Genomic DNA, 24,996 nt, shown 5'->3' on the forward strand with positions numbered 1-24,996 from the left:
ACCACCGCCACGCGCGCCGATACCGCGCTCATCGAGCGCGCAATGTCGTCCGCCAGCGAAATCACCCGCGACGACTTCGTGCCAGGCGCAGGCTCGAGCTCGTACAAGGTCACGACCGGGCCGGGGCGAACCTGGCTGATCTCGCCGCGCACGCCAAAATCCTCGAGCACGCCTTCCAGCAAGGTGGCGTTCTGCTCCAGCGCGTCAGTCGAGATGGTGTTGGCCGGGATCTTCTTCGGTTCGGCGAGATAGGTCAGCGGCGGCAGCTCGAAACCTTCGCGATCGAGCAGCGAGGGCTGGGCTTCGCGCGACAGGCGCTTGCCGGGCTTGGGCGCGCGCACCGGCGCGGCGACGCGCGGCGCATTGAGATCGCGCACGTCCTGCGCCTCGAAGGGCTCGTCATCGTCGTCGTAGGCCGGCCGGGCGCTTGGCGCTGCCTTGGCAGCAGCCGGGCGCACGAGCTCGGGGGCGACGACAGGGGACCGGTAGGCCTCCGGATCGCCGGTGAGGTTCGGCTCGCGGCGGACCCGGCCGGTCTGGGCCGGAACGGGCATCGCGCCCGCGCCCGCGGAAGCCGCCTGTGGCGGGCGCGGCAGGCGGCGAAGGATCGCGGCCTTCAGCGCCATGGCGCCATGAGCGACCCAGCCGATCAGGATGACCGAGAACCCCGGTTCGTCGTCGCGACGTTCCTCGCCATCGGCGAAGGGCGCATCGTCGTCCTGGTCCAGTTCCGGATCCTCGTCGGTGACGAAGCCGAAGCCGGCGGCGGCGGTGACGGAGAGGATGGCGATGCCGGCGAAGACGAAGGCGACGAGGCCGCCGAGCGCGGTGCCGCCGAGGCCGACGATGTTGCGGGTGCCCTGCAGCAGCGCGTCGCCGATCACGCCGCCCATCCCGGTCGGCAGAGGCCAGCGCGGCGTCGCCGGCAGGGCGCTCGCCACCGCCGCGCTCGAGACGATGCCGACGACCCAGAGCACGAGCTTGAGGGCGCTGCGATCGAAGAGGTGGAAGCGAATCAGCCGGAGCGACCAGAGCAGCGGCGGCAGCAGCAATGCGACGACGCCAAGGCCCAGCAGCTGCATGGCGAGATCGGCGATCATCGCGCCAGGCCGGCCGAGCAGGTTGTGCACGGTGCCGCGCGTGGCGTTGTTGAGGCTGGGATCGTCGACCGACCAGGTCGCGAGGGCGACGGCGACAGCCACCATCAGCGCGAGCATCGCGATGCCGCCGATTTCTGCGGCGCGGCGCGACAGGAACTCGCGCACCGGATCGGGCAGGCGGTCGATCAGCGATGAGGAGCGTCGGATCGTGCGCATCGGGCCGTGTCTGCGGGCATCAGGAAGGCGGCGAACGCCACCTGTCGAACCGGCAGGTTAGGAAGGTCCGGTTAAGGCCCGCTTAACCTTGCACTGCCGCCGCGGGCTGTCAGGAGATCGAGGAACGATCGGCCTGGCCAGGGCATTTTTCAAACAGCAACCGCAAGGAGGGCACGATGGCCGATGGCGACGACAGGATCGCAAGAATTGCCCGGATCTGGCGCGGCCGCACCGAGCCGGACAAGGCCGATGCCTATGCCGCCTATCTGCTGGAGGTCGGCGTCAGGCCGCTGGCGAAGAAGGCGCTGGGTGCGCAGATGTTCCGCGAGGACAGCGAGACCGAGAGCGAGTTCGTGACGGTCTCCTATTGGGAGAGCGTCGAGGCGATGTCGCGCTTCGCCGGGCCCGATCCGCGGAAGATCCATCACCTCGAACGCGATGCCGAATTCCTGATCGAATTGCCGGAGAAGGTTCAGGTGCTGGAGATCGTACTGGACCGCGCGACGAGCCGCGACTGAGCGGCCCAACGAAAAACCCCGGCGGTCTCCCGCCGGGGCGATGATTCCTGGGAGATGAACCCCTGGTTCAGTCGTGATAGGCGCGCTCGCCGTGCTCGGCGATGTCGAGGCCCTCGCGCTCCTGGTCGGCGGGGATACGCAGCCCGATGATCACGTCGACGACCTTGTAGAGGATTGCCGAGCCGACGCCGCTGAAGACGAGTGTGAACAACACCGCCTTGAGCTGGGCCATGAAGGCCGTGCCGAACTCGTAGGTCGCAGCGACCAGCTCGCCAGGCTTGGTCGAATAGTCGGGGATGCCGGCGCCGCCGAGCGCCTGGTTGACCAGGATGCCCGTGGCCAGCGCGCCGATGATGCCGCCGACGCAGTGGATGCCGAAGACGTCGAGCGAGTCGTCGTAGCCGAGCGCGTTCTTCACGGTCGAGCAGAAGACGAAGCAGACCGCGCCGGCGACGAGGCCGAGGACGATCGAGCCCATCGGGCCGGCGAAGCCCGCCGCGGGGGTGACGGCGACGAGGCCGGCGACCGCGCCCGAGACCATGCCGAGCATGGAGGGCTTGCCCTTGACCGCCCATTCGACGAACAGCCAGGCCACCGCCGCCGCCGCAGTGGCGACGAAGGTGTTGATCATGGCGAGCGCCGCGGTGCCGTTGGCTTCGAGGTTGGAGCCGGCGTTGAAGCCGAACCAGCCGACCCAGAGGAGAGCGGCGCCGATCAGCGTCATGGTCAGCGAGTGCGGCGCCATCAGCTCCTTGCCGAAGCCGATGCGCTTGCCGATCAGGATGCAGCCGACGAGGCCCGCGATACCGGCATTGATGTGCACGACGGTGCCGCCGGCGAAGTCGAGTGCGCCCCATTTGAACAGCATGCCGGCATCGGCGTTGACCGCATCGAGCGCCGCCTGGGCTGCGGCCTTGCCGTCGGTGCCGGCATCAGCCAGCGCCTTGGCGGCGTTGCCGACGGCGTCGGGCCCGCCCCAGTACCAGACCATGTGGGCCATCGGGAAATAGATGAAGGTGACCCAGAGCACGGTGAAGAGCAGCAGCGCCGAGAACTTCATGCGCTCGGCGAAGGCGCCGACGATGAGGGCCGGCGTGATGCAGGCGAAGGTCATCTGGAAGGCGATGTAGACATATTCCGGGATGACGACGCCGTTGGAGAAGGTCGCAGCGGTCGAGTTGCCGTCGACGCCGCGCAGGAAGGCCTTGGAGAAGCCGCCGACGAAGTCGTTGAGGCCGCCGCCATTGGTGAAGGCGAGCGAGTAGCCGAAGACGACCCACATCAGGCTGACGATGCAGACGATGGCGAAGACCTGGGTCAGCACCGAGAGCATGTTTTTGGAGCGGACGAGGCCGCCATAGAACAGGGCCAGGCCGGGCACGGTCATGAGCAGGACGAGGATCGTCGAGCTCATCATGAAGGCAACGTCGCCCTTGTTGGGCACTGGGGCGGGCGGCGCGGCCGGGGTTTGCGCCAGCGCGGCGCCGGCCATTGCGGCGAAGGCCAGCCCGACCAGCCCGGCCCGGTTAAGGGTCTTGGTGTTCATCGTAAAACTCCTGGGAAGGTCGGGGATCAGAGGGCGTCGCCGTCGGTCTCGCCGGTGCGGATCCGCACGGCCTTCTCGATCGACGAGACGAAGATCTTGCCGTCGCCGATCTGGCCGGTGCGGGCGGCGGCGGTGATGGCTTCGATCACCTTGCCGACGAGGTCGTCGGTGACCGCGACCTCGATCTTGATCTTGGGCAGGAAGCTCACGGCATATTCGGCGCCGCGATAGATTTCGGTATGGCCCTTCTGGCGGCCATAGCCCTTCACTTCGGTCACGGTCAGCCCGTGCACGCCGATGGCGGTGAGCGCGTCGCGCACCTCCTCCAGCTTGAACGGCTTGATGACGGCCATCACGATCTTCATGGCTGGGTTGTCCCCCGCTTGTGCGTCGCCGGACCGCGATCCAAACGACGTCGTTGCGCCTCTCGCGCCCTTTCGAGCCAGGCGCGTCGGGGGATGCCTTTCAAGCCGCGTGCCAACCGGTGGATGTGGCGCGCGAGCGGGCAATGCCGCGATTCCGCCATGATCCGGCGGGGTTCAGCACATAAAGATGATCAATAATTAGGCAGATGCCGCGAAAGCAGGCGATAAGCGCATTCAGGCGCGATCGGGCCGCGGCCGGATCAGGCCTTCCTGCGCGACCGAGGCGACGAGATTCCCGTCCCGATCGAAGATCAGCCCGCGCGAAAAGCCGCGCGCACCGGAGGCCGAAGGGCTGTCCTGGGCGTAGAGCAGCCAGTCGTCCGCCCGGAAGGGGCGATGGAACCACATGGCATGGTCGAGGCTGGCGCTCTGGACGCGCCGGTCGAAGACGCTTGTGCCGTGAGCGATCAGGCTGGAATCAAGCAGCATCAGGTCGGAGGCATAGGCGAGCACGCTCTGGTGCAGCGCCGGCTCCTCGGGCAGTGTCTGGGACGCCCTGACCCAGACATTGAATTTCGGTTCCCGCGGCCCATCCGCCGCGTAGCGGCTCATCTCGACGGGGCGGATCTCGATCGGCCGCTCGCGCCGGTAATAGGCGCGCACCGCCTCGGGCATATGTGGCAGCACGTCGCGTTCCATGCCGTCGCGACCGGGAAGCTCCTCCGGCATCGGCACGGCAGGCATGGGCATCTGATGGTCGTAGCCGGGTTCGGCGATCTGGAATGAGGCCGACATCGCGAAGATCGCCGCATCCTTCTGCAGCGCCAGCACGCGCCGCGTCGAGAAGGAGCCGCCATCTCGCAGGCGCTCGACCTCGTAGACGATCGGAATCGCCGGATCGCCCGGCAACATGAAATAGGCGTGCAGCGAATGCGGCTGGCGCGCTTCGACGGTCTTGCAGGCGGCATAAAGCGCTTGGCCGATCACCTGGCCGCCAAAAACGCGGGTCCAGCCATTGTCGGGGCTGCGACCCTGGAACCGGTTGTGTCCGAGCGGTTCGAGATCGAAGATCGAGAGCAGGGTGTTGGCGGCTGATGTCATCGGCAGGGACCGGCACGGCCCGGGCTTGCAGCCCCGGCCGGCTATGGGCAAGACGAGACAGCATCAGCAACGAGCGACTCGGCCGCGTCAAGCGGCGCGATGCGAGGATGGCGACAGTGCAGAGACCCGAGAATGCGAGCCAACGCATCGTCATCGCCGGCGGCGGCGTCGCCGGGCTGACGCTGGCAGTGGCGCTGAAGCAGGCACTGGGCGAGAGCTTCGATGTGATCGTCGCCGATCCGACGCTGGCAGGCCCGCCGCGCGCCGACGATCGCGCCTATGCGGTCGCGGCGGCGGCCCGCAACATGCTGGAAGCGCTCGGCATCTGGCGTCTTGCGGAAGCCACCGCGACGGCGATGACCGAGATGGTCATCACCGACAGCCGCACGCCCGATCTGGTGCGGCCGGTCTTCCTGACCTTCGACGGCGAGATCGAACCCGGCCAGCCCTTTGCCCATATGGTCGAGAACGGCGCGCTGATGGCGGCACTGCTTCAGGTCGCGCGCGCCAATGGCGTCGAATTGCGGCCCGAGAGCGTCCGTTCAGGCATGGAGGACGATGGTGCGATCGCCATTGCCTTCGCCGGCGGCGAAAAGCTCGATGCGGCGCTGCTGATTGCTGCCGACGGCGCCCGCTCGAAATTGCGCGAGCAGGCCGGGATCGGCTGGGTCGGCTGGTCCTATCCGCAATCGGGTATCGTCGCGACGATCGGCCATGAGCGGCCGCATGACGGGCGGGCGGTGGAGCACTTCCTGCCGTCCGGGCCCTTCGCCATCCTGCCTTTGGCCGATGGTGGGAAACTCGGCCATCGCTCCTCGATCGTCTGGACGGAGCGCAGCGAGAACGTCCCGGCCTTGCTGGCGCTGGACGAGAGGGACCTCCTGCTCGAGGTCGAGCGCCGCTTCGGCCTGGAGCTCGGCGAGATCGCCCTGGAGAGCCGCCCGGGCGCCTATCCGCTTTCCTTCGGCGTGGCGCGCCGTTTCGTCGACGGCAGGCTGGCGCTGCTCGGCGACGCCGCCCATGTCATCCACCCGATCGCCGGCCAGGGACTCAATCTCGGGCTGAAGGACGTCGCGGCGCTGGCCGAGGCAATCGTCGACGCGGCCCGGCTCGGCCTCGATGTCGGCGGCTCCGAGGTGCTCGAAGCCTATGAGAGGGGCCGGCGCTTCGACACCGTGGCGATGGGCGTGGTTACCGACGGGCTCAACCGGTTGTTCTCGAACGATTCGACCCCGTTACGATTGGCACGCGATCTCGGCCTCGGCCTGGTCGAGCGCATGCCGGGGCTGAAGCGCTTCTTCATTCGTGAGGCGGCCGGCTTGGCCGGGCCGACGCCGCGGCTGCTGAAGGGCGAGATGCTGTAGGTCTATCCGCCGCCATAACCGGAGGCCGACTCGGTCATACCGAGTCGGGCCGGCGGCTTCTAATGACTCAGGGATCGAACTTCGGGAGTCCGCCCGAATCATACTTGAGTCAATCCAAGTAGGACGCGCGATCTCCGGTCTTATCCTTCCAGCTGGCGCGCCTCTTCCGGCAGCATGATCGGAATACCGTCGCGGATCGGGTAGGCGAGCTTGGCGGCGCGGCTGATCAGTTCCTGGCGTCCGGCGTCGTATTCCAGCGTCGCCTTGGTGACCGGGCAGACGAGGATTTCCAGTAGCTTCGGGTCGATTCGCGTCACCGCTGGCACCGTGCCTTCCTCGTCCGTATCCATCACCACCTGTCTCCAGACCTCATTTGCGGGGCAGATCGGCCAGCATGCCGGCCGCCACCATCAGCTTTGGCAGGGAGAGCCCCGACATGGCAATGGCCGAAACGGTGGCACGGGTGCGTTCGGCATCGGCGCCGCGCTCGGCCAGCCAGTCCTTCAGCGCGTCCGGGCCAGGCTTGCCGGTCGCGATCTCCTGCGTCAGCCCGGCATGGCCATCGGTCAGGGTCTCGACCGCGCGCTGGCGGGCGAGACGCTCGTAATCGTCGGTCGCCGGGACGGCTTCAGCAGCTGATCTCAGCGTCGAGAAGCCGAAGACCGAATCGGTCCCGAAATGAATCCGGGCGACCTCGACGATGTCGCGCTTGGTCCGGCTGGCGATGTCGACGATGTCGGTCGCCTCGGCGAGCCAGGGCAGGCTGGCGACGCGGATCGCCAGCGCTTCCGGTACGCCTTCGGCCGTGAGTGCGGCGATGCGGGCATTGCGGGCCTGGGCGGCCGCCTCGGGCAGCAATTCGCCGAGTGCGCCCTCCAGCGCTCCGACGCCCTTGGCATAATGCGCCACGGTCTGCTCGATCGCGCCGGGCTTGGCGACGCCGCGACGCAGGAACCAGCGCATCCGGTCGACGACCAGCTCCTGTGCGGCGGCATAGAGCCCGGTCTGCGTCTTGCCCGGCAGTTTGGCGTCGAGCGCATCGATGGCGCCGTTCAGCGCGATCAGGTCGAAGGCATCGCGGGCTACGGCATAGGCCGCCGCGATCGCCGGCGCCTCGGCGCGGGTCTGGTCGGCCAGCATCGAGACGATGGCCGGGCCGCCGCGGTTGATGATGGCGTTGGCGAGCTGGGTCGCGACAATCTCGCGGCGCAGCCTGTGGCCGGCGATCTCCTTGGCATAGCCCTCGCGCAGCGGCTGCGGGAAATAGCGGATGAGCTCGCTCTTGAGATAGGGGTCGTCGGGGATCGCCGAGTCGAGCAGCGCGTCGTGCAGAGCGAGCTTGGCATAGGCGATGAGCACCGCGAGCTCCGGCCGGGTCAGGCCTTCGCCGCGCTTCTCGCGTTCGATCAGCACGGCATCCGAGGGCAGGTACTCGACGCCGCGATCGAGCCGGCCCTCCTCCTCCAGCCGAACCATCAGCCGGCGCAGATGCGGGCTTGCCTGGATTCCCTGCGCCTCGGTGAGGGAGAGTGCCAGGGTCTGCAGGTAGTTGTTGCGCAGGACGAGCAGGCCGACCTCGTCGGTCATCTCAGCCAGCAGGGCGTTGCGCTTCTTCTCGGGCAAGCGGCCGTCACGAACGGGGTCGGCCAGCGCGATCTTGATGTTGACCTCGACGTCGGAGGTGTTGACGCCGGCGGAGTTATCGATCGCATCGGTGTTGAGGCGCACGCCGTTGCGGGCCGCCTCGATCCGGCCGCGCTGGGTCGCGCCGAGATTGGCGCCCTCGCCGATCACCTTGGTGCGCAGATCGGAGCCGGTGACGCGGATCGCATCATTGGCGCGGTCGCCGACCTGGGCGTCGGTCTCGTCGCTGGCGCGGATATAGGTGCCGATGCCGCCGAACCAGAGCAGGTCGACCGGCGCCTTCAGGATCGCGGTCATCAGTTCGGCCGGCGTGGCCTGCGCCTTGTCGAAGCCGATGGCCTGCCGGACCTCGGGCGAGAGCGCGATGCTCTTGGCCTGGCGCGAGAAGATGCCGCCGCCCTTCGAGATCAGCGATTTGTCGTAGTCCTGCCAGGACGAGCGCGGCAGGGCGAAGATGCGCTGGCGTTCGGCGAGGCTCTTGGCCGTATCCGGATCGGGATCGAGGAATATGTCGCGATGGTCGAAGGCGGCGATCAGCTTGATCGCCGGCGAGAGCAGCATGCCGTTGCCGAAGACGTCCCCGGACATGTCGCCGACGCCGGCCACGGTGAAGGGGGTCGTCTGGATGTCGACGTCGATCTCGCGGAAATGGCGCTTCACCGCTTCCCAGGCGCCGCGGGCGGTAATGCCCATACCCTTGTGGTCGTAGCCTTGCGAGCCGCCCGAGGCGAAGGCGTCGCCGAGCCAGTGATGCTTCTCGGCCGAGAGCGCATTGGCGGTGTCGGAGAAGGTCGCCGTGCCCTTGTCGGCGGCGACGACGAGATAGGGATCGTCGCCGTCATGACGGACGGTGTCGGGCGGCGGCAGGATCTTCTCGCCGTCGAGATTGTCGGTGAGCTCGAGCAGGGTGCGAATGAAGATGCGGTAGCTCTCGGTGCCCTCGGCGAGCCAGGCGGCGCGATCGGAGGCCGGCGGCAATTGCTTGGGAACGAAGCCGCCCTTGGCGCCGACCGGGACGATGACGGCGTTCTTGACCTGCTGGGCCTTGACCAGCCCGAGCACCTCGGTGCGGAAGTCCTGGGGCCGGTCCGACCAGCGCAGGCCACCGCGCGCGACCTTGCCGAAACGCATATGAATGCCCTCGACGCGCGGCGAATAGACGAAGATCTCGTAGAGCGGCCGCGGCAGCGGCATGCCGTCGACCTGGCCGGAGGCGAGCTTGAACGAGATCGTGCCGCGCGGGTGCCCGTCAGGCCCGATCTGGAAGAAGTTGGTGCGCAGCGTCGCGTCGATCAGGTTGACGAAGCGGCGCAGGATGCGGTCCTCGTCGAGGCTGGTGACGTCGGCGAGCGCGGCTTCGATGCGCTCGCGCTCGGCCTTCATCTGCTCGGCGCGCTTCTCGTCAGAGAGGTGCGGGTCGAACTTGGCGACGAAGAGCTTCACCAGCCCCGTGGCGATGCCGGAATGGCGGGTCAGCGCGTCGGCGATGTAGCCCTGCGCATAGGGCGCGCCGACCTGTCGCAGATAGCGGCCGAGCGCCCGCAGCAGTGCAGCTTCCCGCCAGGCAAGGCCGGCGGCAAGGACGAGTTGGTCGAAGCGGTCGGATTCGGTGAGGCCGCGGAACTGCGCCATCAGCGCCGCCTCGATCGTCGGATCGAGGTTCTCGATGTCGATCTCGCCGCCGCTGGCGCGCTCCAGCGTCATGTCGTGCAGCCAGACGCGGCTGTCGGCTCCGGCTCCGCCGTTCTGTTGCGGGGTGATGTTGAAAGTGCGCTCGTTGACGACGCGGAAGCCCATGTTCTCCAGCATCGGCACGCGCTCGGAGAGCGAGATCGCGGCGCCGCGCGAGAACAGCTTGAGATTGGCCCGCGTCGGGCCGTCGCCGTCGCGGCGGTAGAGATTGACGGCGCGCGGCCGCTCCGCCGACAGCTTCTGCAGCATGTCGACGTCGACCAGCGCGTCCTCTGCTGAATAACGCTCGCGATAGGCGGCGCCGAAGGCCTCGGCATAGCGCTCGGCGAGGGAGCGCGCGGCGGGACCGGCCTTCTGCGCGTCGAGCGCGTCCTTGAGGCCGTCGCTCCAGGTGCGGACGATCGCGGCGATGCCGGCTTCCAGCGTGTTGCGGTCGATCTTGGGCGTGCGACCCTCGTCGCGCCCGATGATGTAGTGGGTGCGGGCGAGCGGCCCTTCCGGATAGGCCGGATAGGCGGCGGAGACGCGGCCCTGGTAGACGCGGGCGAGGAATTCGCCCACGCGCCGGCGCACCGTGGTGTCGTAGCGATCCTTCGGGATGAAGACGAGCGCCGAGACGAAGCGGTCGAACTCGTCGGCGCGGGCGAGCGCGCGGATGCGCGGCCGCTCGGTCAGTTGCATGATGTCGAGGGCGAAGCGCTCCAGCGTCTCGACATCGATCTGGAAGAGCTCGTCGCGCGGGAAGGCGTCGAGCACGTTGTAGAGCGCGCGACCGGAATAGCTCGACGGGTCGAAGCCGGTGCTCTTGAGCACGCGCGCGACCTTGAGACGCAGATAGGGGATGGAGCGGGCGCTGCCGGTATAGGCGTTCGAGGTGAGCAGGCCGACGATGCGCAGTTCGCCGTCGAGCCGCCCGTCGGGCGTGAACAATTTCACGCCGACATAGTCGAGATGGACGCGGCGGTGGACGCGGCTCTTGACGTTGGCCTTGGTGATGATCAGCGCCTGCGGCTTGGCCAGGAAGGCGCGGATCTCCGGCGTCATCACCACGAGCTCGCGATTCTTGCGCAACACCCGAACATCCGGGTCGCGCAGGATGCCGAGGCCGGAGGAGTCGACCGGGTCGGCGGCGGTGTCGCCACCCGCGAAGCGATAAGCGCGAACGCCGAGCAAGGTGAAATTGTCGCCGGCGATCCACTCGAGGAAATTCAGAGCCTCGGCGACCTCGTCCTCGGGCAGCGGCGGCGGATTGGCGCGGTAGGACTGGATCACCTCGGTGATTCGCCCGCGCATCGCGGCCCAGTCGTCGACGGCGAGGCCGACATCGACATAGACGCGGGCAAGACCTGTGGCGAGGCGCTCGCGGGCCTCGGCGGTGTCGATCCGGTCGAGATGGATATGGATCAAGCTCTCGCGGCGCGTGCCTTCGACCGCGCGGCCCGAGGCCTCGCCGGCAAGCGACTGGAAGGTGCCATCGTCCTTGCGCACCACGGCGAGGATGGGATGGGCCACGAGGCGGGGCTCGTAGCCCTGCTCGGCGAGCTCGGCCAGGGTCGAATCCAGCAGGAACGGCTTGTTGTCGTTGACGACCTCGAGGATGGTGATCTGGCGCTCGCGCCCATCCTCATTCACCGCCTCGTCGCGGAAGCGCAGATTGGGCTCGCCGGGCTTGCGGTTGCCGGTCAGGTGGGCGTAGGCGGCGTTGGCGGCGCGAGCCAGGAGTTCGGGCGGCAGTGCAACGAGATCCTCGGCGACGGTCCGGCCATAGAGCAGCTTGGGGAAGTCCGCGGGCATCGCCGAACCGAGCTTCTGGGCAGCCGCCTCGATCGCGGTGACGGCTGCGGCCGTGGCATTCGCTTCGCGCTTGGCCATAGTCTTCTTCCCCCTGCTATTTTGCCGAAGCGATGACATAGCTCACCGGCTGCTGCAACTTTCGTCGCATCGCAGCAGCCAGATTGCACCAATATGGCGCGGACGCGGCAAGTCGTGCCCAATCCGCGCGGATATCAGCGCGAGGAGTGCAGAGATGACGAAGAAGCATGACAAGGCGATGGTGGGTGAGCAGCCTGCAAAGCAGGACGCGCCGCCGGCCGTGATGGCGCTCTCTCTGCCGCGAGCCGAGCTTTCCGAGGCGATGCAGGCCTATTTCGCCAAATGCGAGGAAAAGCTCGGCTATGTCCCGAACGTCCTGGCCGCCTATTCCCATGACGACGCCAAGCTCCAGGCCTTCGCCACCTTCTACAACGATCTGATGCTGGCCCCGTCGGGCCTCTCGAAGCTGGAGCGCGAGATGATCGCGGTCGCCGTCTCCAGCGTGAACCGCTGCTATTACTGCCTGACGGCGCATGGCCAGGCGGTGCGCCAGCTCTCGGGCGACCCCGTGCTCGGCGAGATGATGGTGATGAACTATCGCGCCGCGCAGCTCTCGGCCCGCCACCGCGCCATGCTCGACTTCTCGGTGAAGCTGACGGAAGAGCCGCACAGGATCGAGGAGGAGGATCGGCAGGCCCTGCGAACCGCCGGCTTCGGCGAGCGCGACATCTGGGACATCGGCGCGGTCGCCGCGTTCTACAACATGTCGAACCGGATCGCCTCGGCGGTCGATATGCGGCCCAATCCCGAATATCACGGCGCGTCCCGGTAGAGCATCTCCGCGCGTCCGTGAAGCGCGGAATGCTCGACCTTTCCATTCTGACGCATTGTCTTCGCGCGAGCCGGTCGCCCCTTCGATCGACAATGCTCTGGGGCCCGGCCAAAAGAAAACGGCCGGCGGAAACCGCCAGCCGTGAGTTGGCTTCGACTCGTTGGCCCGGCCCGCCGCAGCGCCGGAGGGGCTGGGGGGCTGACGTGTCCGGAACCGGACAGGCCGGGCCGCCGAAGCAACGAATCGGAGTTGAGCCCCGTAACGGGGCGTTCGCTGGGCGCAAGCGCGGCAAAATCATGGCAATCACCCTGGCCGCGAAAAAGGGATCCTAGGCCTGTCGTCAATCTGTCTTGTGGTGCCCTTGCCAGCGCTGGAGGGCGGGCGCATCATCCCTTGCCGGATCACCACCGGCCACGAAAAGGAGGCGTGATGAGCGAAAGCGAAACTCCGCCAGGTCAGCGAGCGGGCCCGGTCGTCGCCTTTCCGGCTGCTGCCGCGCCCTCCTCCGTCACCTTCGATCGCCGCGAACTGAACGAGTTGCTCAATCTTTACGGCCGCATGGTCGCCGCCGGGGAGTGGCGCGACTACGCCATCGATTTCCTGCGCAACAAGGCACAATTCTCGGTGTTTCGCCGCACGGCCGAGGTGCCGCTCTACCGGATCGTCAAGGACCCGTCGCTGGCGCGGCGACAGGGTACCTATTCGGTGGTGACCGCGACCGGGCTGATCCTGAAGCGCGGCGCCGAACTGAGCCGCGTGCTCAAGGTGCTCGACAAGCGGTTGAGCGTGGTGAGCTGAGCTGATCCACCAGAGCCTTTCCGCGATTCTTCGAATCGCGGAAAGGCTCTAAGTCCTTGTTCTGTCGCATTTTCTTCACGCGAACCGGTGTCCACTTCGCTCGAAAATGCTCTAGGCTCAGTCCAAAAGAAAAGCCCCGGCCGCGAGGCCGGGGCTTCTTTGTTCAGGCTGTCGCCCGGATCACTCCTGCTTGGAGCCGAAGAGCGAGAGAAGCATCTGGAACATGTTGACGAAGTTCAGGTAGAGCGACAGGGCGCCGTTCACCGAGAGCTTCGCTGCCGACTCGGAATCCATGTCCGAGTACAGGTACATTTCCTTCAGGCGCTGCGTATCCCAGGCGGTCAGGCCGGCGAAGACCAGCACGCCGATCACCGAGATGGCGAAGGAGAGCGCGCTCGAGGCCAGGAAGATGTTGACCACCGAGGCGATCACCAGGCCGATCAGGCCCATGATCAGGAACGAGCCGATGCCCGACAGCGACTTCTTCGTGGTGTAGCCGAACAGGCTGAGGCCAGCGAAGGAGGCCGCGGTGATGAAGAACACCTTGGCGATCGATTCACCGGTGAAGACCACGAAGATCGACGACAGCGAGATGCCCATCACCGCCGCGAAGGCGAAGAACATGGCGCGCGCGGTCGACGAGCTCATGCTCTCGGCTTTGAACGAGAAGAAGAAGATGAAGGCCAGCGGCGCCAGCATCACCACCCACTTCAGCGGGGAAAGGTACAGCGCCTGGCCGAGCGGCGTCAGCGCGGTGGCCTTGCCCGAGGGCGAGTAGCCGGCGATCGCCAGCATGGAGATGCCGATCGCCATCAGGCCGGTGATGGCCAGGCCGATGCTCATGTTGTTGTAGACGCCGAGCATGAACGAGCGCAGGCCCTGGTCCATCTCGACGGCGCTGGTCTGCTGGGCGCGGCCGGCGCCCCAGACCTGAGCGTTGCGGTCGAAATCGCTCATGGAGAGAGTTCCCCTTGAAACTTTGCCTGGCGGACATCGCCGTTGCGACACCCGCCGCCGCGCACCAACGTGGCGACATCGCAGAATATGAGGGGGATCAGGCGCCCTTACAAGAGGCAAGCATGGTTAGCGCCGCGCGTGGCATAGATATTCGGTGGCCAGTCTATGCAACATTACCGTCCGTTCATGTTTATGTCAGACCGACTTGAGTCAGACCTCATAAATTCCTCAGATGAGAAGCGGGCGCCTTCGATAGTATTTGCAGCGTTCCGATCAATCCGAACAGGACGGTGACCACGACGGCTGCAGTCGCAGCGAGGATAGCGCCTGTCGGATCAGGGACGAAATCTATCTTCATCACTTGCGTGACGACGCCCCAGCCGGCCGCGGCACCTGCCAGGAGCCCGAACAGAGCAGACACGACACCGATCCCTGCGTATTCGAGGATGTACGACGAAAGTATGAAGCGGCGAGTCGCGCCGAGCGTCTTCAGGATCATCGCGTCATAGAGCCGCGCCCTCTGCCCGGCCGCCAGAGCACCGGCGAGGACCAGCAGGCTCGCGGTGATGGCAAGGCCCGAGGCGCCGCGAATCGCGCCGGCGAGCTGGCCGACGATGGTGTTGACCGCCTCCAGCGCGTCCTTGACCCGGACTGCCGTCACCGCCGGGAAGGCGATGGCAAGCTGGCGCATCAGCGCGGCGTCGTTGGCCACAGGCGCCGCGCCCTTGTCTGTGACGGTGGCGAGATTGGTGTGCGGCGCGCCGGCGAAGGTGTTGGGTGAGAACACCATGACGAAGTTGATGCCGAGCGAGCGCCATTCGATGTCGCGGAAATTGGCGATGCGCGCGGTGATATTGCGGCCGAGCACGTTGACCGTAAGCTTGTCGCCGAGCTTGAGGCCCAGTCCCTCGACGGCGCGGGCGTCAAAGGAGACCAGCGGCTCGCCGCGGTAGTTTTCCGGCCACCATTCGCCCGAGGCGAGCCTGGAGGCCTCGGGCATCGCGGCGGAATAGGTGATGCCACGGTCGCCCTCGAGCACCCAGGCCATCTGCTCGCTCGCCTTGATCTGCTCGGCCGGGACGTCGTTCACGCTGACGATGCGCCCGCGCATCATCGGCACGCGCTCGACATGGGCGCCGGGACGCTGCTCGGCGAGGAAGCGGTCGAAGGCGGCGGCCTGCGCATTGGGAATGTCGAGGAAGAAGAAGCTCGGCGCCTTTTGCGGCAGCGACTGGGTCAGTTGCCGGCGCAAGCTGACGTCGATGAAGGCGAGCGTCGAGAGCAGGGCCACGCCAAGCCCGAGCGACAGCACCAGCGAGGGTGTCAGCGCACCGGGACGATAGATATTGGCGAGTGCCAGGCGCAGCGCCGGTTGCCGGGGACGCCCGGCGCGCCGGGCCAGCGCCATCAGTCCCCAGGCGATCAGCCGCAACAGCAGGAAGATGCCGGTGGCGGCGCCGACATAGATCAGCGCGATGCGCCGGTCATAGGCGAAGACGAGCGCGACGCCGACGAGGCCGGCAAGCGCGGCCAGGAAGATCGCCCGGTAAATCCAACGCGGCTGGCGCCGGTCGGGCTCGATCTGGTCGCGGAACAGCGCCGAGACAGGAACGTCATGGGCGCGGCCGAGCGGGATGATGGCGAAGACCAGCGCCGTCAGCAGCCCGTAGAGCGCGGCGATGGCGAGTTCGACCGGTGCGAGCGTCGGCTCGAACGGCAGGGGCAGGACGTCGGCGAGCGCATAGCCGAGCGCAAACGGGGCGGCCGCACCGAGCGCGAGCCCGATCGCGATGCCGAAGCCGGCGACGAGCATGACCTCGGTCAGATGGATGGCGACGACCCGGCCCCCGGTGGCGCCGATCGCCTTCAGCGTGGCGAAGTCGAGCCGCTTGGCCTCGACGAAACGCCGTACCGCATTGGCGACGCCGACGCCGCCGACCAGCAGCGCGGTCAGGCCGACCAGGGTCAGGAACTGGGTGAAGCGCTCGATATTGCGCTGGAAGTTCGGGGCGGCGTTGGCGCGCGAGCGGACTTCCCAGCCCGCATTCGGCTGTTCGCGCGTGGCGCTGGCGAGAAGGGCTTCAAGGGCGGCATCGGTATTGGCGCCATCGGGCAGGATGACCCGCGCCGTCCAGCGCACCAGGCTGCCGGGCTGCAGCAGTTCGGACGCCCGCAGCGCGTCCTGCGAGAGGATCAGGCGCGGGCCGAAGCCGACGCCGGCGGCGATCTTGTCGGGCTCTGACGTCAGGCTGGCACGCAATTGCACCCGCGCCGAGCCGATCAGCACGGTGTCGCCAGGCTTGAGGTCGAGGCGGCCGAACAGGACGGGATCGGCGATGCCGCCATAGGCGCCGTCGCGCAAGGCAAGCAGATCGGCCGCCGGCTGGGCCGGATCGGTGCGGAGTTCGCCGATGCTGGGATAGGAGCCGTCGACGGCCTTGAGCTCGACCAGGGCCGCGCCCTTCTCGCCGGCATTGGCCATGCTGCGCAGGGTCGCAATGGTCGAAACCTTGCCATGGCGGGCGAGGAAGGCATGTTCTTCGGCGGTCGGCTCTCGATGGATCAGGCTGAAGGCGGCATCGCCGCCGAGAATGCGCCGTCCTTCGCGGCCGAGGCCTTCGCTCAGGCCGCGCGAGGCCGAGGACACCGCGGCGATCGCCATGACGCCGAGTGCCAGGCAGGCGATGAATACGCCGAAGCCGCGCAGGCCGCCGCGCAGGTCACGCCAGGCGAGGCGCAGGGCCAGCTTCAGGCCGACCGGGCGCCGAATGGGAGCGGAAGAAGACGTCGAGGGTCTGACGGGGGCGTGCATCAGATCGCCAGCGCCTCTGTGCCGGTCTCGGTCTCGATCCGGCCGGCGCGCAGGCGCACGGTGCGGTCGCAGCTTGCGGCGAGCGAGAGATCATGGGTGACCAGCACGAGGGTGGCGCCGCGCTCGCGCCGGAGCGCGAAGATAAGGTCGACGATCGAGCGGCCGGTGCTCTCGTCGAGATTGCCGGTCGGCTCGTCGGCGACGAGGATCGCCGGATCGGGCGCGACGGCCCGGGCGATGGCGACGCGCTGCTGCTCGCCGCCGGAGAGCTGGGCGGGGTAGTGATCCATGCGCTCGCCGAGGCCGACATTGCGCAATTCGGCCGCGGCGCGCTCGAAGGCGTCGTCGGCGCCAGCCAATTCCAGCGGCAGCGCGACATTCTCGCGGGCCGTCATGGTCGGCACGAGGTGGAAGGACTGGAAGACGATGCCGATATGGCGACCGCGGAAGAGGGCAAGCGCGTCCTCGCCGAGCGCACCGAGATCCTGACCGGCGACCCTCACCATGCCGGAATCGGGACGTTCCAGCCCGGCCATGGTCATCAGCAAAGTCGACTTGCCGGAGCCGGACGGGCCGACGAGGCCTGTCGCCTGCCCCTGCGGTATCGCCAGCGAAACGCCCTTGAGGATATGGACGCGGGCGGCGCCGCGCCCCAGACTGAGCTCGACGTTGTCGAGTTCGATCACTGCCGGGGTTTCTTCGCTCACCGCCATGTTTCCGCTTTCATCCCATCCGATGTCGCCGCTTCGACCGCCATTTCGAGCCGAAGGGATCAGAACCGCCATGCGCCCTGCCGCCACCCGATATGGGCGCTTGCCGTCACGAATCCAGCTGTCGCCGCGCATTTGGGCGGCGATGCTGCTCGTCTTTGCCAGCCTGGGTTCTTTTTTGATGAACAGCGCGACTCACGCCCAGACCAAGCCTCTCAAGCTGGTGGCGCTCGGCGACAGCCTGACCGCCGGCTACAACCTCCCCGGCAGCGCCGCGTTCCCGACGGTGCTGGAGAAGCTGCTGCGCGACAAGGGGATTTCGGTCGAGGTCGCCAATGCCGGCGTCTCCGGCGACACCTCGCAGGGCGGGCTGGAACGGCTCGACTGGTCGGTGCCGGATGGGACCGATGGCGTCATCCTCGAGCTCGGCGCCAACGACGCCCTGCGCGGGGTCGATCCTGCGCTGACCGAGACGTCGCTTGACGCGATTGTGACCAGGCTGAAGGCGCGCGGCATCCCGGTGCTGCTCGCCGGCATGTATGCGCCGCGCAGCAACGGCCCGGACTATGTCGCCCGCTTCGACGCGATCTATCCGAAGCTCGCCGAGAAGCATGAGCTCATCCTCTATCCGTTCTTTCTGGACGGGATCGCCGGGGACCGGGTATTGAACCAGCCCGACATGCTGCATCCGACGGCTGAAGGCGTGCGCGTCATCGCGCAGCGCATCCTGCCGACGGTGGAGCGGTTCCTCGCCTCCTTGCGCCCGCGCTCCTGAGCCAAGGCGCATCCCGCCATTGTCCAGTCATGCGCGGCGCGTCCCGGCGCGCTCGTCGCCGGAGCCTTTCGCCATGGACTACCGCCATCTCGGCCGCACCGATCTCAAGGTTTCGGCGATCTGCCTGGGCACGATGACCTTCGGCCAGCAGAACACGGAAGCCGAGGGTCATGAGCAGATGGATTACGCGCTCGGGCAGGGCGTGAATTTCTTCGATACGGCCGAGCTGTATTCGATCCCGCCGAAGCCGGAGACGCAAGGCGCGACCGAGACGATCATCGGCAGCTGGTTCAAGGCGCGCGGCAATCGCGACAAGGTGATCATCGCGTCCAAGATCGTCGGCCGCTCGACCAATGACTGGTTCCGCGACGACAAGGGGCCGACCCGGGTCAACCGCAGGCAGGTCGAGGAGGCTGTCGACAAGAGCCTGAGGCGACTGCAGACCGATTATATCGACCTCTACCAGATTCATTTCCCCGACCGGCCGATGCAATGGGGCTCGAATCCGACGCGATACAACCAGGCCGCATTCGCGAAAGCCGAGGACGAGACCTCGTTCGCCGAGCAGCTCGACGCCTTTGCCGCCATGGTCAAGGCCGGCAAGATCCGCCATCTCGGCCTGTCCAATGAGAGCGCCTGGGGCACGATGAGCTTCCTCGCTGCGGCTTATGGCAGCGACCGGCCCCGTATCCAGTCGATCCAGAACGCCTACAATCTCCTGAACCGCACCTTCGAGACGGCGCTGGCCGAGATCGCCATGCGCGAGGAGGTTGGGCTGCTCGCCTATTCGCCGCTGGGCCAGGGCTATCTGACCGGCAAATACCTGGACGGCGCCCGGCCGGCCGGGGCGCGCTCGACGCTGTTCGACCGGGGCCAGCGCTACGAGACCGCCGGAGCGGAAGAGGCGATCAAGGCCTATGTCGGGCTCGCCCGCGAGGCGGGGCTCGACCCCGCCGAGATGGCGCTGGCCTTCGTGACCTCGCGCTGCTTCGTCACCTCGAACATCATCGGCGCGACCAGCATGGCGCAGCTCAGGACGGCGATCGGCTCCGCTTCGGTGACGATCTCACCGGAGCTGGAGGCGAAGATCGACGCGATCCATCAGCGGGTCGGCAACCCCTGTCCATGACGGGGAAGCAGAGCCGACTTGTGAACCGCGGCTGGCAGTGCAAGGCTGCCGTCTCGCCAGAGTCACAAATGCTTGGCACTGATTCGTCATGCCTAGGCTGTTCACCGCGCTAGAGATTCCCGCCGAGGTCGCCTCGGCCCTGACGCTGCATCGCGGCGGATTGGTCGGCGCCCGCTGGATCGAGGCCGCCGACTACCACATCACCCTGCGCTTCCTCGGTGATGTCGACCGGCGCATGGCCCATGACGTCGACAGCTTCCTCAGCGATCTTGGCGGCGAGCCGCTGACGATCACGCTCGACCAGCTCGGCAGCTTCGGCGGCGACCGGCCGCGCGCGGTGTTCGCCCGTGTCCAGCCCTCGCCGAAGTTGAACGAGTTGCAGGCGGAGCTGGAGCGATTGATGCGGCGTCTCGGCCTGCCGCCGGAATCACGCAAGTTCACGCCGCATGTGACGTTGGCGCGCTTGCGGGACGTCTCGCCGGCCGACGTCGCGCATTACCTCGCCCTGCATCCGATCGTGCGGCCGATCAGCTTCACGGCGCGGCGCCTGGCGCTGATGTCGTCACGCGATTCGATCGGTGGCGGCCCCTATGTGCTGGAGGCGGCCTATCCGCTCGGCCTGCACTATCCGAACCGCCCACTCGGCGCGCTTTCGCAGCGGAGGTAACATTGGGACATGACCGCCCGAAGCGCCTGAGCCCGGAGGCCCGCAAGGAGGCGCTGTCGGTCCTGAGCGGCTGGGCGCTGGTCGAAGGCCGCGAGGCGATGAGCAAACGCTTCGTCTTCCGCGATTTCAACGAAGCCTTCGGCTGGATGAGCCGGGTGGCGCTGCTCGCCGAGAAGCTCGACCATCACCCGGAATGGTCGAACGTCTACAAGACCGTCGTGGTGACGCTGTCGACCCATGACGCCGGCGGCCTGACCGAGCTCGACGTCAGGCTGGCGCGCGCCATGGACGCGATGGCGAGCTAGCGCAGTTCCGCAATTCTCCGAATCGCGGAATTGCGCTGCATCTTTGTTTTATCGCATTTTCTTCACGCGAACCGGTGTTCACTTCGCTCGAAAATGCTTCAGCTCCCGGACCTTGCGAAACGTTGCACCCAGCCTGCCGGCAGGCGCTTGACGATCGCCTTGAGCGTCGGCCGCAGCTGCGGCAGCGCGAGGTCGCAGGCGAGCTGCCCGCGCCAGCTCAACGGCACGGTGAAGTCGCGGACCGGGACGGCTCCGTCGGCGTGCTCGCGCTTGTAGGGATCGGCGGGCGCCAGCAAATCGAAGATCGCGTTGCCGCGCGCCCGGGCGCTGGCGAAAGCGTGGTGGATCAGCACCCGGCCGAGGCCCTCGCGCTCGAAGGCGAGGTCGCTGGCGATGACATGGCCGAAGCTGCGGCCCTTGCAATCGAAGGACAGATCGATTCCGACCGGGCGATCGTCGCAGGTGACGACCGAGAGACGCAGGCCCGTATCCTCGCTCTGCTCGGCGGCCAGGGCTGCGAAGAAGCGCCCGAAACGCGGGTTGGAGACGGCCGGGGCAACGATGCCATGCTGGGCGAGCGCGTCGCGCTTCATCGCCACCGCCTGCTCGGCCAGGGCTCCCGCCTGGGGACCGGGCTCCTGATGAGCGAAGACGATCTCGCCGCGCTCGGCGAGCCGGCGCAGCCGGCGGCGATAATTCGAGCGGTCGCGCGCCGGGTAGGCGAGGCTCGGCCCGTCCGGCGCGACGCGCAAGGCGAGGTCGGCGAACGGCGCTTCCTGGCTCACCACCGGGACGACCAGCGCGAGCCGGCCGCAATGGGCAAGTGCCGCGTCGGCACGGACGAGCCGCAATTCGACGAGGTCGATCCCGTACCGGCGCAGGGCTTCCCAGCCGCGCTCCAGCCAGTGCTCGCGTCGCGGCCCGGGCTCGATGAGGATATCGCCGAACTGGGCCACCGGCGCACCCATCAGGCGCACCAGCTCGAGACCGAGGCGGCGCCGGCGCTCGAGCGGCCAGAGCATGACCAGGCGGCCGGACTCGCGGCCCACGACCAGGCAAAGGCGATCGCCGGCGGGCAGATAGTGATCGCACCAGTACCGCAGAAAGGCATGGCGCTGAAAAAGCTGCTGCGGCAGGCCGGCGCGGGCGAAAAGCGCATCCCATTCGGGCTTCAGGGCGAGGAAAGCGTCGCGGCCGGTCAGGATCTCGACGGAGAAGCTTGCCGCCACCGCATCGCCGGGCGAGAGCGGTCCTTCCGTGTCCCGGCGCATGGACTTGGCGGGCATGCTCATTCCTGGCCGCGAAAGTGATCGATCAAGCGCTTGGCCCCCGTCAGGCGGAACTTCGCGAGATAGGGCGCTAGCAGCAGCGGATGCCGGGCGGCGAAGGGCGCATCGTGCTCGACCATGTGACGGATGGCGAGGACCGGGACTGGAGCCCGCAATGGTCGGAAATCGCGGTTCCACAAGCCGGGCGCCTCGGACGCCTCGTACATGAGCCCGATCATCCGGCCGCGCGCGAGCGAATAGATTTTATGCCGCTTCTGGACGCGTTGCAGCATGGCCACGCCGCGTTCGTCGCTGCAGTTCGGGAAGCCGACGATGACGGTGCGGAAATGTACCATGCCGGGTTTGCAGGGGATGGCGTCGAGCGCGCCGAAGCTGCCGCGGATCAGAGCGAAGGCGCGCTCCTCCTCATTGGGGCCGGCGGTGCAGATGGCGAGCCGCGCCGTGTCAATGCGGGCAGCCTGGCGAGTGAAGGGGCAGACGGCGCCGGTGCGGCCGAGATCGGGATGCTCGCGCATCAGATAGCTCTCGACCCAGCCCAAAAGCGTGGCGAGCGCGGCATTCGCCCCGGCATCGGCCGCGATGTCGGCCCGCGCCTGCGCGAAGGTCAGCAGCGCATCGCGCGCTTCTGCCGTTCTCGCCACCGTGTCCAGCATGAGAAACCCCTAGGCCGATGCAACCGGCGATAGCAGGAACGCCTTAGAGAATGGTTGACGAGGTCTTGTCGCAAGCCATCGCGGCGTTAGGGTTTAGGAAAGCTTATCGTCCCCGGACCAGCCACAGGCCGAGAGCGCGGCCTGCATGTTTTGCGGCGGAGGAGCGGAGACCCGTACCGGCTCGCGCTTGGGATGAAGCGGAATCGCGACGCTCCGCGCATGCAGGTGCAGGCCCGGCCCGATGTCGCGTGGCGCCGTGCCGTAGATTTCGTCACCGTGGATCGGCCCGAAGCTGGCGGCGCAGTGCACACGCAATTGGTGGGTGCGGCCGGTCAGGGGTTCGAGCGCCAGCCAGGCAAGCCGGGTTCCGTCGCGCACGCCGCGGCCAAGCACGTGGTAGCGTGTCTGCGAGGGCAGGCCTTCCGGATCCGGTTTCATCCACCAGCCGCGCTCGGGCGAGCGTTTGGCCAGGGGGAGATCGATCAATCCTGCGTCCTCGGCGGGGTTACCCTCGACAACCGCCCAGTAGGCTTTCTCGATGCGGCCATCGCGAAAGAGCTGGTTGAGCTGCGCCATGGCGCGCGGGTGCCGGCCGAGCACGAGGCAGCCGGAGGTGTCCTTGTCGAGCCGGTGCGCCGCCTCGGGCCGGCGTGGCAGGCCAAAGCGCAGGGCGTCGAGATGGTCGGTCAGCACCGGGATGATGCGGCCTTTCGCCGCCGGGCCGCGATGCACCGGAAGCCCCGCCGGCTTGTCGATGACGAGCATCATCGCGTCGCGATGCAGCAACGCGAAGGGCAGGTCGTCCTGCGAAAGGGCTGGTCGCTCGGGCGTGGTCATGGCATTGCGCTAAACAAGGCCGCGAGGCCATGCAACCTGAAGCGTTGCCGCGCATCGCGGCAGGACGGGCGATGAGCGAGACCGAACCGAAGAAACGCGGCTTCTTCTCGAAGCTGTTCGGGCTGGACCAGCCGGAGACGCGGCCGCCGGAACCGGCGCCTGCTCCCCCGCCCGCGCCGCCGGCCGAGCCTGTGGCCGAGATCGTGCAGGAAGCAGAGCCGGAGGTGCCGGCCGCGCCGGAGACCCTGCTCAGCGAGCCCTCCCTCCCGCCGGTGGTGCCGCCGGAGCCGCAGCCTCAGCCCGAACCGGCCCAGCCCAAGCGCAGCTGGTGGCGCCGGCTTCGCGAGGGCCTGTCGCGGACGTCCTCGGCGCTGACGACCGGGATCAGCGACCTCTTCACCAAGCGCAAGCTCGACGCCGGGACGCTGGAGGATCTGGAGGACATCCTGATCCAGGCCGATCTCGGCTTGGCGACCTCGGCCCGCATCGCCAAGGCGGTCGGCGAGGGCCGCTATGACAAGCAGATCGAGCCCGAGGAGGTGAAGGCGATCCTGGCGCGCGAGGTCGAGGCGATCCTGACTCCGGTCGCTACCCCGCTTGCGATCGATGCCACCAAAAAGCCGTTCGTGATCCTGATGGTCGGGGTCAACGGCTCGGGCAAGACGACGACGATCGGCAAGCTCGCGGCCAAGTTCCGGGCCGAGGGCAAGTCGGTGATGCTGGCGGCGGGCGACACCTTCCGTGCGGCGGCGATCGAGCAGCTCAAGGTCTGGGGGGAGCGGACGGGCGCGCAGGTCGTTTCCGGTCAGCAGGGCGCCGATGCGGCCGGGCTCGCCTTCGAGGCGCTGCAGAAGGCCAAGGCCGAGGGCACCGATGTACTGCTGATCGACACCGCCGGGCGGCTGCAGAACAAGACGGGCCTGATGGACGAGCTGGCCAAGGTTGTGCGGGTGATCCGCAAGCTGGATCCGCAGACGCCGCATGCGGCGCTGCTGGTGCTCGACGCCACGGTCGGCCAGAACGCGGTCAGCCAGGTCGAGGCGTTCCGCCACACTGCCGGCGTCACCGGGCTGGTGATGACCAAGCTCGACGGCACGGCGCGCGGCGGCATCCTCGTCGCGCTGGCGGCGCAGTTCGGCCTGCCCGTGCATTTCATCGGCGTCGGCGAGAGCGTCGACGACCTCGAACCATTCTCGGCGCGCGATTTCGCCCGCGCCGTTGCAGGACTGGGAGAAGCGGCATGAGCGAGACCGCGGCGAGCCCGAACGCGGCGAAACCGATCAATCCGCTCGTCAAGCTCGCGCTCGAATTCGGGCCGCTGGCGATCTTCTTCTTCGTCAATTCCTATGGCGACCGCTGGTTCGGCGTCGCCGAGGATCGGCGCATCTTCGTCGCCACCGGCGTCTTCATAGCGGCCTCGCTGATCGCGCTGGCGCTGTCGAAGCTCGTGATGAACCATCTGCCGCGCATGGCGATCGTCAACGCCGTGGTGGTGACGGTCTTCGGCGGGCTGACGCTGGCGCTCGACGACGCCTTCTTCATCAAGGTCAAGCCGACGATCGTGAACACGCTGTTCGGCTGCATCCTGCTCGGCGGTCTCTATTTCGGCCGCTCGCTGCTGGCGCTGGTGCTCGACAGCGTGCTTCAGCTCGACGAGGAGGGCTGGCGCAAGCTCACTTTGCGCTGGGGCCTGTTCTTCTTCGTGCTGGCGGCGCTGAACGAGGTGGTCTGGCGCACGCAGACGCAGGATTTCTGGGTCGCCTTCAAGGTCTGGGGCGTGATGCCGCTGACCATGATCTTCGCGCTCGCGCAGACGCCATTGATCCTCAAGCATGAGATCAAGCGCGAGGGGGCGGCGGAGTAGAGCTTCCGCG

22 protein-coding genes are annotated in these 24,996 nt (G+C 67.5%); 10 read left to right on the top strand and 12 right to left on the bottom strand.

Translation table 11 applies throughout. The features are described from left to right. Window positions 1-1,316: DNA translocase FtsK 4TM domain-containing protein (locus V7S63_RS27765; RefSeq protein WP_336532704.1), on the bottom strand; the 1,316-nt coding region annotated here is incomplete at its 3' end. Window positions 1,317-1,492: 176 nt separating this feature from the next. On the opposite strand from V7S63_RS27765, the gene V7S63_RS27770 reads away from it, so the two are divergent. Then, complete coding sequence (locus tag V7S63_RS27770) at window positions 1,493-1,834, top strand: antibiotic biosynthesis monooxygenase family protein (RefSeq protein ID WP_336532705.1); 342 nt, start codon at window positions 1,493-1,495, stop codon at window positions 1,832-1,834. Between the two features lie 67 nt (window positions 1,835-1,901). On the opposite strand, the gene V7S63_RS27775 is transcribed toward V7S63_RS27770, so the two are convergent. The 3 genes from V7S63_RS27775 to tesB all read right to left on the bottom strand — a co-directional run bounded on the left by V7S63_RS27775 (window position 1,902) and on the right by tesB (window position 4,846). Continuing rightward, complete coding sequence (locus V7S63_RS27775; RefSeq protein ID WP_244544075.1) at window positions 1,902-3,326, bottom strand: ammonium transporter; 1,425 nt, start codon at window positions 3,324-3,326, stop codon at window positions 1,902-1,904. Between the two features lie 80 nt (window positions 3,327-3,406). Next, entirely contained in the window at window positions 3,407-3,745 is a 339-nt protein-coding gene (locus tag V7S63_RS27780; protein WP_091842997.1) for a P-II family nitrogen regulator, read from the bottom strand. Between the two features lie 234 nt (window positions 3,746-3,979). Then, window positions 3,980-4,846: an acyl-CoA thioesterase II gene (tesB, locus tag V7S63_RS27785; RefSeq protein WP_091843001.1), complete on the bottom strand. Its 867-nt coding sequence runs from the start codon at window positions 4,844-4,846 to the stop codon at window positions 3,980-3,982. A gap of 107 nt (window positions 4,847-4,953) precedes the next feature. On the opposite strand from tesB, the gene V7S63_RS27790 reads away from it, so the two are divergent. Next, window positions 4,954-6,210, top strand: a complete 1,257-nt coding sequence (locus tag V7S63_RS27790; RefSeq protein WP_442896531.1) for a ubiquinone biosynthesis hydroxylase — start codon at window positions 4,954-4,956, stop codon at window positions 6,208-6,210. A 140-nt stretch (window positions 6,211-6,350) separates the two neighbouring features. On the opposite strand, the gene V7S63_RS27795 is transcribed toward V7S63_RS27790, so the two are convergent. Both V7S63_RS27795 and V7S63_RS27800 read right to left on the bottom strand, forming a co-directional pair. Continuing rightward, window positions 6,351-6,560, bottom strand: a complete 210-nt coding sequence (locus tag V7S63_RS27795) for a Trm112 family protein (RefSeq protein ID WP_336532739.1) — start codon at window positions 6,558-6,560, stop codon at window positions 6,351-6,353. A 19-nt stretch (window positions 6,561-6,579) separates the two neighbouring features. Next, complete coding sequence (locus V7S63_RS27800) at window positions 6,580-11,418, bottom strand: NAD-glutamate dehydrogenase (RefSeq protein ID WP_336532707.1); 4,839 nt, start codon at window positions 11,416-11,418, stop codon at window positions 6,580-6,582. A 178-nt stretch (window positions 11,419-11,596) separates the two neighbouring features. Between V7S63_RS27800 and V7S63_RS27805 the strand changes: the two genes are divergently transcribed. Together V7S63_RS27805 and V7S63_RS27810 are read left to right on the top strand one after the other, a co-directional pair. Then, window positions 11,597-12,190 carry a peroxidase-related enzyme gene (locus V7S63_RS27805; RefSeq protein ID WP_442896533.1) on the top strand — a complete coding sequence of 198 codons (594 nt, stop codon included), beginning with the start codon at window positions 11,597-11,599 and terminating at the stop codon, window positions 12,188-12,190. A gap of 429 nt (window positions 12,191-12,619) precedes the next feature. Continuing rightward, window positions 12,620-12,988 carry a DUF2794 domain-containing protein gene (locus tag V7S63_RS27810; protein ID WP_336532708.1) on the top strand — a complete coding sequence of 123 codons (369 nt, stop codon included), beginning with the start codon at window positions 12,620-12,622 and terminating at the stop codon, window positions 12,986-12,988. A 180-nt stretch (window positions 12,989-13,168) separates the two neighbouring features. On the opposite strand, the gene V7S63_RS27815 is transcribed toward V7S63_RS27810, so the two are convergent. The 3 genes from V7S63_RS27815 to V7S63_RS27825 all read right to left on the bottom strand — a co-directional run bounded on the left by V7S63_RS27815 (window position 13,169) and on the right by V7S63_RS27825 (window position 17,464). Beyond that, on the bottom strand, window positions 13,169-13,945 hold the full coding sequence (locus tag V7S63_RS27815; RefSeq protein ID WP_336532709.1) for a Bax inhibitor-1/YccA family protein: 777 nt from the start codon (window positions 13,943-13,945) through the stop codon (window positions 13,169-13,171). A 217-nt stretch (window positions 13,946-14,162) separates the two neighbouring features. Further along, window positions 14,163-16,757, bottom strand: coding sequence for an ABC transporter permease (locus V7S63_RS27820; RefSeq protein WP_336532710.1), 2,595 nt, complete (start codon window positions 16,755-16,757; stop codon window positions 14,163-14,165). Further along, on the bottom strand, window positions 16,757-17,464 hold the full coding sequence (locus V7S63_RS27825; RefSeq protein WP_244544071.1) for an ABC transporter ATP-binding protein: 708 nt from the start codon (window positions 17,462-17,464) through the stop codon (window positions 16,757-16,759). Before V7S63_RS27825 ends, V7S63_RS27820 begins: the two co-directional genes overlap by 1 nt. A 184-nt stretch (window positions 17,465-17,648) precedes the next feature. Between V7S63_RS27825 and V7S63_RS27830 the strand changes: the two genes are divergently transcribed. The 4 genes from V7S63_RS27830 (at window position 17,649) to V7S63_RS27845 (ending at window position 20,343) form a co-directional block, all read left to right on the top strand. After that, window positions 17,649-18,242, top strand: a complete 594-nt coding sequence (locus V7S63_RS27830) for an arylesterase (RefSeq protein ID WP_336532741.1) — start codon at window positions 17,649-17,651, stop codon at window positions 18,240-18,242. 73 nt (window positions 18,243-18,315) lie between these two features. Beyond that, a complete protein-coding gene (locus V7S63_RS27835) occupies window positions 18,316-19,371 on the top strand; it encodes an aldo/keto reductase (RefSeq protein WP_336532711.1) in 1,056 nt (351 codons plus the stop codon). A gap of 88 nt (window positions 19,372-19,459) precedes the next feature. Then, window positions 19,460-20,038: an RNA 2',3'-cyclic phosphodiesterase gene (gene thpR, locus V7S63_RS27840; RefSeq protein WP_336532712.1), complete on the top strand. Its 579-nt coding sequence runs from the start codon at window positions 19,460-19,462 to the stop codon at window positions 20,036-20,038. A 2-nt stretch (window positions 20,039-20,040) separates the two neighbouring features. Continuing rightward, a complete protein-coding gene (locus tag V7S63_RS27845; protein WP_091843037.1) occupies window positions 20,041-20,343 on the top strand; it encodes a 4a-hydroxytetrahydrobiopterin dehydratase in 303 nt (100 codons plus the stop codon). Window positions 20,344-20,441: 98 nt separating this feature from the next. Here V7S63_RS27845 and V7S63_RS27850 read toward each other — a convergent pair whose 3' ends face one another. From V7S63_RS27850 to V7S63_RS27860, 3 genes are all read right to left on the bottom strand, one after another. Further along, window positions 20,442-21,629 (bottom strand): GNAT family N-acetyltransferase, encoded by a 1,188-nt coding sequence (locus V7S63_RS27850; protein ID WP_336532713.1) that lies wholly within the window; start codon window positions 21,627-21,629, stop codon window positions 20,442-20,444. A 2-nt stretch (window positions 21,630-21,631) separates the two neighbouring features. After that, window positions 21,632-22,285 carry a DUF6875 domain-containing protein gene (locus tag V7S63_RS27855; RefSeq protein ID WP_336532714.1) on the bottom strand — a complete coding sequence of 218 codons (654 nt, stop codon included), beginning with the start codon at window positions 22,283-22,285 and terminating at the stop codon, window positions 21,632-21,634. Window positions 22,286-22,378: 93 nt separating this feature from the next. Beyond that, entirely contained in the window at window positions 22,379-23,122 is a 744-nt protein-coding gene (locus V7S63_RS27860) for an RluA family pseudouridine synthase (RefSeq protein ID WP_336532715.1), read from the bottom strand. Here V7S63_RS27860 and ftsY point away from each other — a divergent pair. Both ftsY and V7S63_RS27870 read left to right on the top strand, forming a co-directional pair. Further along, entirely contained in the window at window positions 23,101-24,366 is a 1,266-nt protein-coding gene (gene ftsY / locus V7S63_RS27865) for a signal recognition particle-docking protein FtsY (protein ID WP_442896534.1), read from the top strand. The genes V7S63_RS27860 and ftsY overlap by 22 nt on opposite strands. Beyond that, window positions 24,363-24,986, top strand: coding sequence for a septation protein A (locus V7S63_RS27870; RefSeq protein WP_091843055.1), 624 nt, complete (start codon window positions 24,363-24,365; stop codon window positions 24,984-24,986). Before ftsY ends, V7S63_RS27870 begins: the two co-directional genes overlap by 4 nt. Window positions 24,987-24,996 lie beyond the last annotated feature (10 nt).

The sequence above is a fragment of the Allobosea sp. CCNWLY174 genome, from assembly GCF_037120455.1.
GTDB classification, from domain to species: domain Bacteria; phylum Pseudomonadota; class Alphaproteobacteria; order Rhizobiales; family Beijerinckiaceae; genus Allobosea; species Allobosea lupini.